The 15,694-nt window shown below is 69.8% G+C and carries 12 protein-coding genes; 2 read left to right on the top strand and 10 right to left on the bottom strand.

The annotated features are described in order from the left end of the window. Positions 1 to 138: 138 nt before the first annotated feature. Positions 139 to 789, top strand: coding sequence for a GntR family transcriptional regulator (locus tag IM660_RS01710; protein WP_193497725.1), 651 nt, complete (start codon positions 139 to 141; stop codon positions 787 to 789). Between the two features lie 4 nt (positions 790 to 793). Here the strand turns inward: IM660_RS01710 and IM660_RS01705 are convergent, their stop codons facing one another. From IM660_RS01705 to IM660_RS01680, 6 genes are all read right to left on the bottom strand, one after another. Beyond that, complete coding sequence (locus IM660_RS01705) at positions 794 to 2,527, bottom strand: MGH1-like glycoside hydrolase domain-containing protein (RefSeq protein ID WP_193497724.1); 1,734 nt, start codon at positions 2,525 to 2,527, stop codon at positions 794 to 796. Then, positions 2,527 to 3,393 (bottom strand): carbohydrate ABC transporter permease, encoded by an 867-nt coding sequence (locus tag IM660_RS01700; protein ID WP_193497723.1) that lies wholly within the window; start codon positions 3,391 to 3,393, stop codon positions 2,527 to 2,529. Before IM660_RS01700 ends, IM660_RS01705 begins: the two co-directional genes overlap by 1 nt. Positions 3,394 to 3,400: 7 nt before the next feature. After that, complete coding sequence (locus tag IM660_RS01695) at positions 3,401 to 4,342, bottom strand: carbohydrate ABC transporter permease (RefSeq protein ID WP_193497722.1); 942 nt, start codon at positions 4,340 to 4,342, stop codon at positions 3,401 to 3,403. Positions 4,343 to 4,358: 16 nt separating this feature from the next. Next, positions 4,359 to 5,681 (bottom strand): ABC transporter substrate-binding protein, encoded by a 1,323-nt coding sequence (locus IM660_RS01690; protein ID WP_193497721.1) that lies wholly within the window; start codon positions 5,679 to 5,681, stop codon positions 4,359 to 4,361. A gap of 70 nt (positions 5,682 to 5,751) precedes the next feature. After that, positions 5,752 to 6,210, bottom strand: coding sequence for a NanQ anomerase/TabA/YiaL family protein (locus IM660_RS01685; RefSeq protein ID WP_193497720.1), 459 nt, complete (start codon positions 6,208 to 6,210; stop codon positions 5,752 to 5,754). Continuing rightward, entirely contained in the window at positions 6,204 to 9,296 is a 3,093-nt protein-coding gene (locus IM660_RS01680) for a glycoside hydrolase family 2 TIM barrel-domain containing protein (RefSeq protein WP_193497719.1), read from the bottom strand. The genes IM660_RS01685 and IM660_RS01680 overlap by 7 nt, the downstream gene beginning before the upstream one ends. A gap of 67 nt (positions 9,297 to 9,363) precedes the next feature. Here IM660_RS01680 and IM660_RS01675 point away from each other — a divergent pair, with 67 nt between their 5' ends. Next, a complete protein-coding gene (locus tag IM660_RS01675; RefSeq protein ID WP_210769111.1) occupies positions 9,364 to 10,263 on the top strand; it encodes a dihydrodipicolinate synthase family protein in 900 nt (299 codons plus the stop codon). 21 nt (positions 10,264 to 10,284) lie between these two features. Here IM660_RS01675 and IM660_RS01670 read toward each other — a convergent pair whose 3' ends face one another. Genes IM660_RS01670 through IM660_RS01655 form a run of 4 tightly spaced genes read right to left on the bottom strand, consistent with a single transcriptional unit; the run spans position 10,285 to position 15,603 of the window. Next, positions 10,285 to 11,136: an ABC transporter ATP-binding protein gene (locus IM660_RS01670; protein ID WP_193497718.1), complete on the bottom strand. Its 852-nt coding sequence runs from the start codon at positions 11,134 to 11,136 to the stop codon at positions 10,285 to 10,287. Then, the gene (locus IM660_RS01665) at positions 11,133 to 12,173 is read right to left on the bottom strand and encodes a FecCD family ABC transporter permease (RefSeq protein ID WP_246465088.1); all 1,041 of its coding nucleotides are present in this window, start codon (positions 12,171 to 12,173) and stop codon (positions 11,133 to 11,135) included. The genes IM660_RS01670 and IM660_RS01665 overlap by 4 nt, the downstream gene beginning before the upstream one ends. Positions 12,174 to 12,214: 41 nt before the next feature. Then, complete coding sequence (locus IM660_RS01660) at positions 12,215 to 13,345, bottom strand: heme/hemin ABC transporter substrate-binding protein (RefSeq protein ID WP_193497716.1); 1,131 nt, start codon at positions 13,343 to 13,345, stop codon at positions 12,215 to 12,217. 2 nt (positions 13,346 to 13,347) lie between these two features. Continuing rightward, positions 13,348 to 15,603, bottom strand: a complete 2,256-nt coding sequence (locus IM660_RS01655; RefSeq protein WP_193497715.1) for an HtaA domain-containing protein — start codon at positions 15,601 to 15,603, stop codon at positions 13,348 to 13,350. Positions 15,604 to 15,694: the final 91 nt, after the last annotated feature.

Here is a 15,694-nt window from a genome sequence, read left to right as displayed (position 1 = left end):
TCGATTGTCACGTCCACTGTATTTTGTATACATTACACGACGAAGCGACACGAGAACCGTCCCGCTCCTAGGATGAGGCGCAGGATGCTCGCCGGTCGCCGGTCGGCACTCCAGCCGGCACCACCACAGGAGGACAGCATGGTCATCAAGCGCTCCGCGCTGCGCGCCCAGGTGCGCGAGGAGATCCTGCATCGCATGCGGACGGGTTCGGTGAAGCCAGGTGAGCAGATCAACGAGGTCCAGCTCGCGGCCGAGCTCGGTGTCTCCCGCACGCCGCTGCGTGAAGCCCTCATCGCCCTCGAAGGTGAAGGACAGATCGCCAGCGAGTCTGGCCGGGGCTTCCGCTTCCTGCCGCTGAGCGCGACCGAGCTGGTCGAGCTGGCACCCGTGCTCTCCACCCTGGAGGGCCTGGCCCTCGATCTCAGCGATATCGACGACCTGCGCCGGATCGGGGCAGAGCTACAGACGATGTCCGACGATTTCGCCGAGGAGACGGTGCAGCACGCCATTCTGAACCAGCGAGATGACTCCTGGCACCGGCACATGCTCTCGGTCTGCCCGAACCAGCGGCTGCTGGTCGTGATCGAGAACGTCCGGGCCACGATGCACAGGTACGAGGCCCTGCTCGTCAACGACGAGCAGCTCATTGCTCGCCGTACCGAGGAGCACGCCGCCATCGCCACGTGCCTGGCCGAGGGAGACGTCGAAGGCGCGAAGCAGGCGCTCGCGAACAACTGGGCGGGCGGTACGCAGCGGCTGCTCGAGGTGGCCGAGCCGGCCGCCGACTGAGGAGTCACAACGAGCCTTCAGTGAGCGCCACCGCCAGGTCCACGTACAGTGCGGCCGACCAAGAGAATGCGGTGACCGCACGAGGGGGCTTGTCGCCTGTGACGGGGTTGACGTACTCGTGCGGCCCACCGGCACCGACCACCATCGCCACGGTCGCCTCGGCAACGCACCGAGCCTCGTCCGGGTGGCCGCTGGCCCGCAGCCCGAGCGCGAGCAGCGCGTTGGTGCTCACCCAGCTGGGGCCGCGCCACATCTGATCCGGGTCGAAGTCCGGATCGTCCGTGGCCACCGTGGGTACGCCCACCGGGGCGGCGAAGTGATCGCCCAGGCGGCCCACGACGGCGTCCGTCAGGTCCGCCGGCAGGTCACCGATGAGCAGGGGCAGCAGCTCCAGGATGGTCTCGGTCTCGACCGTGCCGTGGTGGCCGCGGGCGCGGAACCGGGTCCCGTCCCAGAGTCCGAGCAGGGCCGCCCGGGTGGCCGTGCGCCGGGCGCGGCATTCGGCCTCGACCTCGGGGCGGCCCGTCCGCCGGGCCCAATCAGCGAGGAGCTGGTCCTGCACCACCAGATAGGCGGCCAGATCCGGGGACGTCAGGGGTACCGCGGCGTCGAAGACGGGCGAGTCGTCCAGCCCGGAGGAATACGGGTGGGTGTATTCGGGCAGGCCGTCACCGTCGGTGTCCTGCGTGGCGAACCACCAGCGCTGGGAGGCGAGTACCCGCTCCATCTGACGGTCCAGCCAGGCGGGCTCGGGCGGGTGCGGACCGTCAGCAAGCCGGGCCAGCGCCCATGCGGCCAGCGGCGGCTTGGTCAGGGCCACCGGGTCGTCCGGGTCGGCCACCGGGGAGGCGAGCCGGCGCAGGTTCTCCAGGTCACCGGGCGGAAGATCGTCGGAGGAGGCGAGCACGCCGTCGTCGTGGACCACGTCCACCAGCTGGCCGTCCGGACGGGCCGTGCCGAGCACCAGGTTGAGCTGCTCGGCCGCGAGCGCCGGGGCGCCATGCCGCAGGCCGCTAGCGATGAAGTAGGCGTCCCACTGCCAGACGCCGGCGTAGCCGCGCAGCGCAGGCACCACACCCAGCCCTCCCCCGCCGTCGGCGCCGAGGCGGACCGTGTTCGCGCCCAGCACGTACCAGCACAGGACGGCCATCGGGGCCAGGTCCTCGCGCACCCGGGGGCAGCGGGCCAACCACTCGGCCCAGGTGGCTCGGGTGGCGGCGAGGTGACGCTGGTGCGTGGCTGGATCCGGCCGCGGGTATGGCTCCGACGCGGGTGCCGGTGGCGGCTCATCCAGGTGCACGGTCACCGGGCCGTCGGCCAGCAGATCACCGGTCGCCTCGTCCAGACGCGCCCCACGGACCCATACCCGCGAGGCGACGCGCAGATCAGTCCTGATCAGGACGCCGTCGGGCCACTCCTGCACCACCAGGCCCATCCGGGCCGGGATGCGAGCGCGCAGACGCATGCCCGCGCCATCGGCCGATCCCAGGGAGAGGGCACGCTCGCCGGCGAAGGTGAGCGTGACCGGCCCCCAGGCCAGCACCCCCGGCTCGATCAGGTCGAGGGCGCGAGGTGCGCCGTCGGGGGCCAGGACCTGCACGGCCTCCAGCAGCCGGACCTCGGTGCGGGACCGTTCGTACTCGGCGCTGTGCAGCACCACACCCTCGGCCTCAGCGGTGAGGAACAGCCGGGAGCCGGGCAGGGAGAGGGGGATGGCGTCCAGATCGAGTCCCTCCATCAACGACCACCCAGCCCGGACGTGGCCATCGAGTTCAGGATCCGCTTCTGCGCGATCACGAACAGAATCAGCACCGGCACCGTGGAGACCGCGCTGGCTGCCATCACCAGGCCGTAATTGACCCCGCCGTGCTGCCCCTCGAAGCCTGCGAGCAGCAGCGGCACGGTGAACAGCTCGGTAGAGTTCAGCAGCACCAGCGGGAAGAGGAAGTTGTTCCAGGTGTCCAGCGCCACGATGATCGCCAGCGCGCTCAGCCCGGGCCGCAGATTCGGCAGCACCACCGCGAAGAAGGTGCGCACCGGGCCGGCACCGTCACAGGTGGCAGCCTCGTCCAGTTCCTTCGGCAAGCTCAGCACGAACTGACGCATCAAGAACACCGCGAACGGGTTCGCCAGCATCGCCGGCACGATCAGCGCGAGGTGCGAGTCCACCCAGCCGAGTCTCGACATCAGCAGGTAGAACGGCACGAGAGTGACCTGCTTGGGGATCATCTGGGTGGCGAGGAAGCCGATGAAGAGGGCCTTGGAGCCGCGGAACGGGATGCGTGCAAAGGCGTACCCGGCCATCGAGGCGGTCACCAGGGTGCCGGCGATGATCAGACCTGCGATGTACACCGAGTTCAGATACGCCCGGCCGAACGGCATCGCGCTGAGCGCTTCCGGGTAGTTCTCGCCCGTGAGCGGGTCCGGTAGCAGGCTGAGAGGCTCGGCGAGCAGCTGGGGCAGCGTCTTCAGGCTGGTCAGGATCATCCAGATGAAGGGGAAGACCATGGCCAGGCCGCCCACGATCAGCAGGGTGTGCAGTACCACCGTGGTGGCCGGTACGCGGCGGCGATTGCTCGGGGCAGTCACAGAGACAGCAGTCATCGGGCCCTCAGTCCTCCTCGTAGTGCACGAAGTACTTCTGCACCCCGAACTGCGCCGCGGTGATCACCAAGGTGATGCCCAGCAGAATGATCGAGGCGGCGCTGGCCAGGCCGAACTGGAACCTGCCGAAGCCAACGTCGTAGATGTGCAGCACGATCGTGCGGGTGGCGTCCTGCGGGCCACCGTCGGTCAGGATGAACACCAGGTCGAACGTCTGCAGTGAGCTGATGAACGCGATCACTGACGAGAAGAACATGATCGGACTCAGCAAGGGCAGCCGGATCCGCCAGAACAAGGCGACCGGGCCGGCGCCGTCGATCCGGGCGGCCTCCACCACAGTGGGCGGGACGTTCTGCAGTCCGGCGAGGAAGATCACCACGTTCAGACCGAGCGAGGCCCACACGGTCACGATGCACACCGCGATGAGCGCCAACCGCGGGTCGCCGAGCCAGTTCGGTGGGTCGATGGGCAGCACCCGGGCGATCCAGCCCGAGACGATCCCGTCGGCGCGGAACAGCTGCTGCCAGATCGTGGCCACCGCGACCTGGGAGGTGACCACGGGGGCGAAGAACAGCAGCAGATAGAGGGTGCGGACCTTCAGTTTCTCCAACGCCACCGCGATGGTGACGGCCAGGCCGAGCCCGATCGGCACGGTGATCAGGGCGATCAGCAGGGTGTTCAGGATCGAACGGCCGAACTTGGGGCTGGTCAACTGGTCGCGGAAGTTGTCGAACCCGACCCAGCTGAGCTCAGTGAGCCCGTTCCAGTCCGCGAAGGCGAGCACCATGCTCCCGGCGAACGGCAGGGCCACAAAGATCGTCATGCCGAGCACCTGCGGCCCGACGAAGGCGAGCCCCCACCGCCGCCGCCGGCGGCGCCAGGTGGGCTCCCCACGGAGCTCCCTCGGCGCCGCCGGGCGGGCAGTCGGGGCAGGAGTCGAAGCAGTCATCAGCGCGGCGGTCGCCTCAGCCGTCCGCGGCGAGAGCGGCGATCTGGTCGAGCGTCTCCTGCGCGGTGCCGCCGGCACCCTGGTACAGGTTCAGCATGGCCTCGTTGATGTCAGTGCTCAGGCCCGGCACGGTGGACTCAGCGGCATAGTTCGCAAAGCCCATGTCGCGCATGTCGAGGAACGTCTGTGCGTGCTCGGGGTACCCGTCGGCGAGCACCACGTCGTCCGCGCCCTCGATCGAGGGGACGGCGTTCCCACCCTCGGAGAGCCGGAACTCCTGCCCCTCCTGGGAGAGGTAGGCGGTCCAGAACGCGAAGGCGGCGTCGGGGTCGGGGGTGTCGGCGTTGATCACCAGGTAGGAGGCGGCCACGGTGGTCGGGGCGGCGGTGCCGTCGGGGGTCGGCCAGCGCACGATGTCGTAGGACTCGGCCACCCCGGCTTCCTCCAGCGTGCCGATCGTGTAGCGACCCTGGGCGAAGAAGCCGGCGCCGTGGGTCACGAACTCCGAGTCCGCTCCGGCGCCCTCCGGCATGGTGTCGGCCACCACGAAGGTGCCGTCCTGCATGTAGTCGGCGAAAGTCTGCACCGCGTCCACCGTGGTGGCGTCCGTGTTGCCGACAAAGGTGCCGCTCTCGTCGTAGGCGGTGCCCCCCTGGGAGGAGACCCAGCTCCAGTGGGTGCCGTAGTAATTCCAGTACATAGAGCCGATCAGGCCCGCCTCGGCGAGCTTGTCGTTCATCTCCAGGAACGTCTCGGTGGTCCACTCATCGTTGGCGGCCAGCTCGGCCGGGTCCTCGGTGATCCCGGCGGCGGCGAGCGCCTCCTTGTCGTACCAGAGGGCGTCCGGGTTCACGTCGTTCGGCACGGCGTAGATCTCGCCATCCTCGGTCTGCCCGGCGCCGAGCACGCCCGGGTTGAATGCGTCCACCGGGGTCTGACTGGCATCGGAGTCCATCAGGTCGCTCAGCGGCAGCAGCACACCGGCGTCGACGAATTCACCGATCCGGTCATCGCCCACGTAGAACACGTCAGGCGCCGTGCCCGAGGTGAGCTGGGCGAGCAACTTGGAGTGGTAGTCGCTGTAGCCGGCGGTCGGCTGCAATTCCACGGTGATGTCCTCGTGGTCGGCCATGAACTGCTCGTTGAAGCCTTCGAAGCGCTCGAGCTCCTCCGGGCTGCCCCAGGTGGACCAGGTGACGGTGGAACTGCCGTCACTGGAGCCGCCACCACTGTTTCCGCTGCCGCTGCACGCGCTGAGGAGCAAGGTGCCGGCGGCGAGCACGGCCACGGCGCCGTGGGTTCGGATGCGCGTGCGGGAGCGCGTCACGGACTGAGACATGGGAACCACCTTTGGTCTGGGTTTCAGTGCTTGTATTCTGTATACAGCACACAGTTGATGTCAAGCGCAGTCAGGTGGACGGGATATGCGAACCCTCCACCGTGACCCGCCACAGCACGCAGCGGCCCTCCAACTCGACCACACGGACCGCTTCGTCGATCGCCAGGACGCCCATCTGGCCGGCGCCGATCTGCACCACGGTGCCGGCACCTGAGAGGAGCTCGGTGTCGTCGGTGTCGCGGTAGGAGCGCACGACGGTGAGCCAGTCGGCGGGGGCGACCTCCAGCGTGGCGACCCCATCGAGCACGGCGAAGGCGTCGTGATAGCGCCGATGCCGCACCAGGTCGGCGGAATCCACGTCGGCTGCGGTGAGCAGGCGGTAGGTGGCGGCGTCCCCCACGGAGCGAGCGGCGCCGTCGGAGATCCGCTCGGGCGACTCGGCCAACCGGCGCAGCGTCTCCAGAACCCGGCGCCACGGGCGTTGCTGCGCGAGGATCGGCTCGATCTCGCTCGTGCTGCGGATCAGCATGCCGGCCTCCTGCTCGTTGCGGCGCTCTGGCCCGGGGCGCCACCTGGTCGCATCGGGATCAGTGTGAGGGCCAAGCGGAACGGGCGCAGCCACACTCGGTGCGAGTGCAACACCTCGGAGCCCCATGAGTTCGAGCCCAGGCCCAGCAGCGCGTCGGCGAGGGTCACCGTGAGCACATCCTCGGGTTCGAGGTCGCACTGGTGCGCCGCCGTCTCGAGGGCAGGGCCGGACCAGGGCCACACGGCCGCCTCCACCGGGTTGTCCGCCCCGATCCAGAGCCCCGAGCCGCCCTTGTCGGTCAGTGCCAGCCAACGAACCCCACCACGGTTGCCGGTGTCCTGCGGGCGGACATAGGGCGTGTTCAGCGCGTCCACGGTGCTGCGATAGCGCCCGATCGTGGCCGCGGCGCGCGAGTCCGGATAGTTCTCGCCGGGACCGAGGCCGTAGTACTCCACCTCGGTCAGCGCCGGATCCACGCCGAGAGTGGCGCCGAGCATCGGCACCACGCCGGTGTAGTCGCCGTACGGCTCGCCGGCGATCTCGATCCGGCACGCACCATCCGGGCCGAGTAGGTAGTCGGCCGCGACCCGCACCCCGAGCTCGTACGCGGGCGGTGCGTGCAGCGCGGTGGTGCGCACCCGGACTGTCTCGCCCTCGCGTTCGATCGCGAAAGCCCGCGGGTGGGTGCGCATCAGATGCCAGAACCGCGGCGCCCAGAGCGTGTCCCGCTCCACCTGGTGGTTGTCGATCGTGGGGCGGTCGAGTTGCACCCGGGGAGGCCGGCGGAGCAGGTCTCGGCCGCCGTCGGTCAGGCCCACCAGGGCGCCTTCCCGGCGGGAGAATCGCCAGGTCTGCTCGGCGAGGCGCACGACGGCGCCCCGTCCGTCGTCCTCGATCTCCAGCCTGCCGCGTCTCACCTGGGCAGCGGGCGGCGCGGTACTCGGGCCCGGGGGCAGGGGCACCTGGTAGACCCCGAGCGGGTGTCCGGCCGCGGCGTAGCGGGTGGCCTCCCGGTGCCGCACGGTGATGGTGAGGAAGCGCTCGGTCGCTGTACCGGTCGAAGGTGGAGCTGGGGCCACCTCCACCACGGCCCCCTCTCCCGGGCCCAGCACCGGGGCGGGCACGGTGCGGGTGGCGACGGTCTCGCCGTCGTGCAGGGTCCGCACCTCGAGGTCGATCCCGGCCGTGTCGCGCACGCCGTACCGGCTACGCAACCGCACGCGCACGCCTGCGGAAGGTCCGCCGTCGGGGGCTGGTTCGACCACCACGGGGCAGATCACCTGGGCGTACTCGCGCAGGCCCGGGCTCGGGGTCTGGTCCGGCAGCACGAGCCCGTCGATGCAGAAGTTGCCGTTGTGCGGCTCGTCCCCGAAGTCGCCGCCGTAGCGCCAGTACACCTGACCGTCGGACCCGTCTGTGCTGTTCGTGCGGATGCCGTGGTCGATCCACTCCCACACGAAATGGCCCTGGATCGAGGGGTGGCGGTCGAAGACCTCCTGGTACTCGGCCAGCCCGCCCGGTCCGTTGCCCATCGCATGGGCGTACTCGCACAGGATCCGGGGCTTGCCGAGGGGGTACCGGCCGAGCTCGTCCATCATCTGCACCCGGGAGTACATGGTGGAGACCACGTCCATCACCTCGGCGTCGCGGTCCTCCTCGTAGTGCACCGGGCGGGTCGGGTCGAGCCCCTTCGCCCGGCGGTACATGGCAGCGAAGTTCTCCCCCATGCCGGACTCGTTGCCCAGGGACCACATCACGATGCTGGGGTGGTTGCGCTGGGCGAGCACGTGTCGTTCGATCCGGTCCACGAACGCCGGACGCCACTCAGGATCCTCGGCAAGCCGCGACAGGTTGTCGGTGTAGCTGAAGCCGTGGGTCTCCAAGTCGGTCTCGGCGAGCACGTAGAGGCCATAGACGTCGCACAGCTCGTAGAAGCGGGGGTCGTTCGGGTAGTGCGAGGTGCGGACGGCGTTGATGTTGTGCGCCTTCATCAGCCGCACATCCTGCTCCATCCGTTCCAGGCTGACCGTGCGGCCCGTGACGTCATCGTGGTCGTGCCGGTTCACCCCGTGCAGGGCGAGATAACGCCCGTTCAGGCGCAGCACGCCACCTGAGATCGTCACCTCGCGGAACCCGATGCGCACCGGGACGATCTCGGTCACGGCACCTGCGCCGTCGTGGGTCTCAAGCAGCAGCTGGTACAGGTGCGGCTCCTCGGCACTCCACTGGGCAGGAGCGTGGACGGGGACGTCGAGGGTGAGACCGTCGGCCGACTCCGCAAGGTGCCCCGTGGCAACCTCGGCTCCGTCGGGGTCCAGCAGGCGGTAGCCGAGCTTCCCGACGGCGGAGCTCGCCCGGGCGCGCACGTGCAGGATGGCGTCCGTGGGCACCTGGTCCGGCGGGGCGTCGAAGGTGGTCCAGGTGTGCACGTCGTCGAGGCGGGCCGCGGGGCGGACCAGCAGGCTGACCTCGCGGAACAGGCCGGAGGCCCACCACATGTCCTGGTCCTCGAGATAGCTGGCGTCGCTGAACTGGTGGACGAGGGCGGTCAGCAGGTTCGCACCGGGGCGCAGGTGCGCGGTGATGTCGAACTCGGCGGTGAGGCGGCTGCCCTTGGAGAAGCCGATCTCGGTGCCGTTGAGGAAGACCTGGAGGAAGGAGTCGGCGCCGTCGAACCGGAGCAGGACCTGCCCGGTGAGGTCGTCGGGGTCGACGTGGATGGTGCGCTGGTAGACGCCGGTGGGATTCGCGGTGACCGTGAGCGGTGGATCGATCGGGAAGGGATAGCCCTCGTCGGTGTACTGCAGGCGGCCGTAGCCCTGCAGCTGCCACAGGCTCGGCACGGTGATCACGGCCCCGTCGGGGTGCGGGTGCTCGGCGACGCCGGTTGGCACGTCGAGCGGGTGCTCGTAGAAGCGGAAGTGCCAGTCACCATTCAGGGAACGCCACTGGGCACTCGCTTCGCGGGCCATGCTCCGGGCGGCGGGCTCGTCCTGATAGCCGACCAGGTAGGCACGGGCGGGCGCCCTGTTCTGGTGCAGCTGGGTATGGTCCTGCCAGGCGCTCCGGTCAGATCGCAGGGTCACACGGGCCTCCTCGTCTCCGTCGCTGTATACAGTACACAGGGCTAGAGTGGTGGGAACAAGGAGGCCCATCATCACCTGCACAGGACTGAGCGCATTCCCCCTCACCCCGATACGCGAGGACTCCGTGGACGAGCGCGCGTTCGCCGCCCAGGTCACACGCGTCGCGGCGGCGGGCGTCGACTCGATCGCCGCGCTGGGATCGACCGGGGTGTACCCCTATCTGAGCCGAGCCGAACGGGCGCGGGTGGCGCGGGTGGCGGTGGAACATGCGGGCGACGTCCCGGTCATCGTGGGGGTCGGAGCACTACGCACCTCGCACGTGCTGGGGCATGTCGACGACGCCACGGATGCGGGCGCCTCGGCCGTGCTGCTGCCCGCGATGTCCTACCACCCGCTCACCGATGACGACGTGGTCGGGCTCGTGGAGACGGTCGCGGCCCACAGCCCGCTGCCCGTGATCGTCTACGACAACCCGGGGACGACACACGTCACCTTCACGCCGGAACTGTACGCGCGGGTGGCGCGCGTGCCAGGGGTGGCGTCGATCAAGATTCCCGGCGTGCCGACCGAACCGGCGGCGGCGCGTGAGCATGTTGCGAGGATCCGGGGGGCGGTCGGCGAGAGCGTGACCATCGGCGTCTCCGGCGACCCGTTCGCCACGGCGGGCCTCGCTGCCGGGTGCGACGCCTGGTATTCGGTGATCGCCGGCACCCTGCCCGAGGTGGCCTTACGACTGGCACGCCCGGCACTGGCAGGCAACGCCGCAGAGGCCGAGGCCGAGAACGTGCGGCTGGCACCGTTATGGCGACTGTTCACCGAGATGGGAGGCAGCATCCGGGTGATCGCCACCATCGCCGAGTTGCTCGGGATCGCCGAGCAGCCGTGCCTCCCGCTTCCGATCCGTGGGCTGGACGGGGAGCAACGGCGACGAGTGGCAGCAGTGCTGGAGGCACTCCAGATCAGCTAGGCATGTCGAGGCACTCCCGGCTCAGTGCCGAACCCGCCGCGGGAGCACCAGACGGCGCCCGTCGACCGGATGGGTCACGATGTCGACGGGATAGCCGTAGACGTGCTCGAGATGCTCGGCCCTGACCTGAGCCGGTGACCCCTGCACCACTGCCCGACCTTCATCGAGCAACAGCACCTGGTCTGCCACCGCGAGCGCCGCATCGACGTCGTGCAGCACCACCAGGACCGTGCCGCCGGCAGCCGCAACGTCGCGGCACAACCGGTGCACGAGTGCCTGGTGGCGCAGGTCGAGCGCTGCGGTGGGCTCGTCCAGCAGCACCACCGCCGCATCCTGGGCCAGCACCCGAGCGAGCTGCACCCGTGCCCGCTCACCACCGGAGAGGGTGAGCACCCGACGGCGCGATGCCTGCGCCATCTCGGTCTCGTCCAGCGCTGCGGCGACGATCGCCTCGCGCTCGGCCGCAGTCTCCTGCGAGCGCCAGGGCCGCCGCCCGAGCGCGACGATCTCGGCACCGAAGTAGTCGAAGGAGACGGCTGTCTCTTGGGTGTAGACCGACCGTCGTTGCGCCGCTTCGGCCGGGCGCATGCTGTGCACGTTCCGGCCGGCCACCCACACCCGGCCGTCGGCGAGCGGAACGTCACCGGCGATCGCACCGATCAGGGTGGATTTCCCGCTGCCGTTCGGTCCGATGACGGCGGTCACCGTACCTGGCACGGCCGCCAGGCTGACGCCGTCCAGCACCCGCCGCGAGCCCCGGTCGACGCTGAGGTTCTCGACCCGAACCGCTGGGCCGGTGCGCGCCGCTGTACCTCCACCCCCGGTGACGGGCACATCCAGGGCGGGGCCGCCGTCGAGCTCGATCCTGCTCATGCCGAGATCCGCGTGCGTAGCAGGAAGAAGAAGACGGGGCCACCGACGACGGCGGTGAGCGCACCGATGGGCAGGTCCACGAAGGGCACAGTGGTGCGCGCCACGAGGTCGCTGCCGGCGATGAGGGCGGCTCCACCGAGCGCGGAGAGCGGGAGAATGGAACGCTGGCGAGGTCCGACGACCAAGCGCAGCAGGTGCGGCACGATCAGACCGACGAAGCCGATGATGCCCGCCACCGCCACGGCCGCCGCGGTCAGCAGGGCGGCCACGAGGACCGCCTGAATCCGGAACCTGCGAAGATCCAGGCCCGTGTGCGCGGCGGCGCGTTCACCGAGCGCGAGCGAGTCCAGGCCGGGGGCGAGGAAGAGCGCCCAGACCAGACCGGCACCGACGAGGAGACCGGCGACCCGGACATCAGACCACATCGCGCCGTTGAGGCTACCCAACTGCCAGAAGACGACCGCCTCCCGGCTGGTGCTGTCAGCGAGGAAGATCAGCAACGACGACGCCGCTCCCGCCACGGCGTTGACCGCGATCCCGACCAGGACCAGCGCCACAGTTCCGCCGCCGCGGACCGATCCGGCGAGCACCCAGACGAGCATCGTGGTCGCGATACCGGCGGCGAATGCGGCGACCGGGACCACGAATGTCATGGTCGCAGCCGTTCCGAGGACCGTCGCCGCAGCGGCGCCGACCCCGGCGCCGGAGGTGATACCCACGACGCTCGGCTCGGCCAGTGGATTGCCGAACAGGCCCTGCGTGATCGCCCCGGCCGCCCCGAGGCCGGCCCCTACCAGCAGCCCGGCGAGGATCCGGGGCAGGCGCACGTCCCAGAGCACGCCGTCCGCCATGGACGACGCCCCGTCACCCAACCCGACCCGGTCGAACAGGCTGTCGGCCACCTCAGGCAGCGAGATCCGGTACTGCCCCAGGTGCAGCGACACGATCGACAGGGCGATGATCGTCGCCACCAGCACCACCGCGGTCACCGTCGCCCGGGATGTGCGCCGGCCCACGACGGCGGAGCTCGCCTTCACGCCGACCCCACCGTGCCGACCGAGCGGCCTGGTCGCCACGGTCACGGCTGGTAGACCGCGTCGGCCAGGGCGACCAGGACCGCCGGGAACGAGGGACCGAACGAGAGCACATCACCGTCGGCCACGTCGACGACCCGCTCGCTGGCCCCCGCCGGCGTCTGCGCGATGCCGGGCCGCTCGATCAGACCCGGCACACCCCCGGTGGACTCCAGACCACCGGTCATCGTAAGGATCACCTCCGGCTGGAGCGCGATCACAGCCTCGGCCGTGGCGGGTGCGATGTCGCTGACCCCGCCGTCGGTGGCGGCGTCGATCCCGCCGATGTGCTCGATCAGGTCGTCACCGCCGGACCCCTCACCCATCACGAAGAACACGCTTCCGGTCCCGCGCACATAGAGGAAGACCATCCGCAGCGGATCCCAGTCGCCGGCCACCTGCTCCACGTACACCTGGGCCTCGGTGAGATCAGCGTCGAACCGATCGACGAGCGCGCTCCCGGCCTCCGGAACTCCGAGCGCCTGCGCCACCGTGGTGATCTGGTCGGCGATCAGGTCCACCCCACGCTCGGAGGTAACGACGAGCACGGGTATCCCGGCTGCGCGCAACTGCTCGGGCACCTCCGGCGGTCCCATCGTGGTGTCCATGATCACCGCCGTCGGGTCGAGCCCGAGGATGGCCTCGACGCTCAGTTCATGACCGTTCTGCGTGACGACCGGCAGGTCCGCGATCGAGGCCTCGGTGCTGGAGGTCGACCTGCCGGCGAGCCTGTCACCGAGGCCGAGCCCGATGACGGTCTCGGTGAGAGTGCCATAGAGGTCGAGCGCCAGAAGCCGTGAGATGTCGGTGAACGTGGCATCCACGCCGTCCACTCCGGTTGTGGTGACCGGAAGCTGCGGGGAGGCGCCCTCGGCGACCGGCTCCACCTCGGGCAGGGCGGCCGCGGAGGAGGGGCCTACGAGGGTGCGCGGGTCCGGTCCAGGTGAGGCTGCGCCGTCGGGATCCTCCGACGGCGACGAGGGTGACTGTGACGAGGTAGAGGACGGTGACGCAGGCGAGACCGAGGGCGAGGACCCGGCTGGGCCGGCCGCCGTCCCGGCGCCGGTGCACCCGGTGAGGGTGACCAGCGCCAGGACGGCGGCGATCAGGCATCGCAGGCTACGTGGGATGCGCATCGTCAGCTGTGCATCGCGCGGCGGCGCACCAGCACGACCGCACCGAGCAGCACCATGACGCCCGCCACCGCCAGCAGCCCGCTGGGCTCGGCACCGGTCTCGGCGAGCGTGCCGGTCGCGGCCGAGCACTCCACCTCACCGCCGACCGGGAGCTCGAAGGCGAGCGCATCCAGCGCCGTCCCCGCCTCATAGAACCCGGCGAAGCCCTCGGCACCGGCCGAGGTGAGCGTCGTCGTCGCTGCGGTGACGTTCACACTGCCGCCCGAGGCCGAAGTGGCGGGGAAGGCGACGGATGCGAACGCGACACCGGGGTAGGAGCCGGGGTTGCCCTCCATGTCGCTGGAGGTGACGTCGGCGTAGAGCGTGGCGCTGGTGGGTCCGGTCATCCGCAGCACCAGGTTGCTCAGGGTCAGGTCGAGAACGCCGTCGTGACCGGTGAAGTGCAGCGAGCCGCCGAAGGAGACCGTGCCGGTGAGCGTGCTGGTGTTGATGCTGCCGGAGCCGCCGGTCCATCGCCATCCGCCGGAGACGTCGGAGATCGGACCGGCCAGGTCCCAGCCTCCGTTGGCGATGCCGCCGGAGATGTAGCTGCGGAAACTCGACTTCAGGCCCCAGGTGAGGCTCGCACCGGAGACCGCGTTGGCCACGCACACTTGTTCCTCGACGTCGGTGCTGCCGCCTGGGCTCTCGTCGCCGGTGCCGTTCTCCTCGTTCGAGCCGTCCCCGTCGGAGTCTGCGGTCTGGTCACCGGAGGAGCCATCCGTTGACGGCGTCCCCGGGTCGACCGGGTCAGGAACCTCGGTCTGCTCGGACTCGGCACTGAGCTGCCCGGAGGCACTCACCGGATCCAGGGCCGTGCCGGGCTCGTAGAAGCCCGCGAAGGCCTGCGCACCGTCCGCGGTCAGCTCGGCGACCGCATCGTTCACGGCGAGGGTGCCGGTCGCAGCCGCGGGAGCCCGGACCACCGGCGCCACGAACGGGGACTTGGCGGTGCCGCCACTGCCCGAGACCCGTGCCGGCACATCGAGGGCGATCGCGCCGGACTCGAACGAGAGGGTGGCCAGGTCCACACCGATGTAGGTCTCGTACTCGCCGGAGCTGAGCGCCTTCGACACCAGCGTGGCGACGATGGTGCCCGCTTCCGGGCCGTCGAGGCGCAGTCGCACATCGGAGATGGTGAGGTCGAGCAGACCGCCGTGCCCGGTGAACCGGATCTCACCGGGGTAGGCGACGAGACCGGTCTGGGACTCGTCGTCAGCGGTTCCGGTGCCGTCGGTCCAGGAGAAGACGGATCCGTTGAAGGTCACGCCATCGGAGGTCTCGATCGAGCCGTGCGCGATCGGTCCCTGGATGTAAGAGACGAAGGAGTCCTTGATGCCCCAGGTCAGGGTGCTGTCGGTGACAGTGAGGCTGAGGTTCTCATCGTCATCGGTGGGATCTGTGGGACCGGTCGGGTCCGTGGGCTCACTCGGGTCGGTCGGGTCTGTGGGCTCAGACGGCTCACTCGGGTCCGTCGGGTCCGTCGGGTCCGTCGGGTCCGTCGGGTCCGTCGGCTCCGTCGGCTCCGTCGGCTCACTCGGGTCGGTCGGCTCCGTGGGCTCAGACGGCTCAGACGGCTCAGACGGCTCAGACGGCTCAGACGGCTCATCAACCGTGTACGGCAGCACGAAGCTCGCAGAGTCCATCGACTCACCCGCCTCGTAGAAGCCCGCGAACGCCTCGGCACCCGCGGCCGTCAGGGTGGTGGCCGCACCGGTGGCCGCCACGTCCTCAGCCCCGAAGGTGATGGCCGCAGAATCGATCGTGGCCACCTGCACCCCGGTCATCACCGTGGCCTCGCTCGCTCCGATCGCCTTGGACGTCAAGTCGGCCACCAGGTAGGCGGCTTCGGGACCGACCTCCACGCGCAGGTCCGCCACGGTCAGGTCGAGCTGACCATCGTGACCGGTGAATCGCACCGAGCCGGTGCTCGCTGCTGAGGCAGTCTGCTCCTCGGTGTCCACGGCACCTGCTCCACCGCTCCACGTGAAGATGCCGCCGGACTCGCTCACACCGTCCGTCTCGATCGACCCGTGGGCGATCGGTCCGAGCACATAGTTCACGAAGGACGCACGCACGCCCCAGCTGACGGAGGCATCGGTCACGGTTCCGGTCGCAGCGGCTGCGGGAGTGGCCACGGTCAGGCCGAGCATGCTCAGGACGAGCGCGAGCATCGCGGCCAACAGGCCTCGACCGCGCGCGACAGCAGATGGGGGCATCACGTCTCCAGAGATGTTGGGGATCAGCAGCGCGATCGAACGCGTGAGATCAATAAGGTTTGCCTAAGTGAGGACAGCCTCACCTTATACA

Origin of the sequence: Ruania alkalisoli (genome assembly GCF_014960965.1) — a bacterium.
Lineage (GTDB): Bacteria > Actinomycetota > Actinomycetes > Actinomycetales > Beutenbergiaceae > Ruania > Ruania alkalisoli.
Note: the sequence above shows the minus strand (reverse complement) of the source record. Positions and strands in the feature narration are given on the sequence as shown.

What these genes read in the sequence shown, in the direction of transcription:
- IM660_RS01705 (WP_193497724.1), bottom strand. Translation starts at nt 2,527, where the DNA reads ATGGAGGGACTCGATCTGGACGCCATCCCCCTCTCCCTGCCCGGCTCC.
- IM660_RS01695 (WP_193497722.1), bottom strand. Translation starts at nt 4,342, where the DNA reads ATGACTGCTTCGACTCCTGCCCCGACTGCCCGCCCGGCGGCGCCGAGG.
- IM660_RS01655 (WP_193497715.1), bottom strand. Translation starts at nt 15,603, where the DNA reads ATGCCCCCATCTGCTGTCGCGCGCGGTCGAGGCCTGTTGGCCGCGATG.
- IM660_RS01710 (WP_193497725.1), top strand. Translation starts at nt 139, where the DNA reads ATGGTCATCAAGCGCTCCGCGCTGCGCGCCCAGGTGCGCGAGGAGATC.
- IM660_RS01690 (WP_193497721.1), bottom strand. Translation starts at nt 5,681, where the DNA reads ATGTCTCAGTCCGTGACGCGCTCCCGCACGCGCATCCGAACCCACGGC.
- IM660_RS01700 (WP_193497723.1), bottom strand. Translation starts at nt 3,393, where the DNA reads ATGACTGCTGTCTCTGTGACTGCCCCGAGCAATCGCCGCCGCGTACCG.
- IM660_RS01670 (WP_193497718.1), bottom strand. Translation starts at nt 11,136, where the DNA reads ATGAGCAGGATCGAGCTCGACGGCGGCCCCGCCCTGGATGTGCCCGTC.
- IM660_RS01660 (WP_193497716.1), bottom strand. Translation starts at nt 13,345, where the DNA reads ATGCGCATCCCACGTAGCCTGCGATGCCTGATCGCCGCCGTCCTGGCG.
- IM660_RS01685 (WP_193497720.1), bottom strand. Translation starts at nt 6,210, where the DNA reads ATGCTGATCCGCAGCACGAGCGAGATCGAGCCGATCCTCGCGCAGCAA.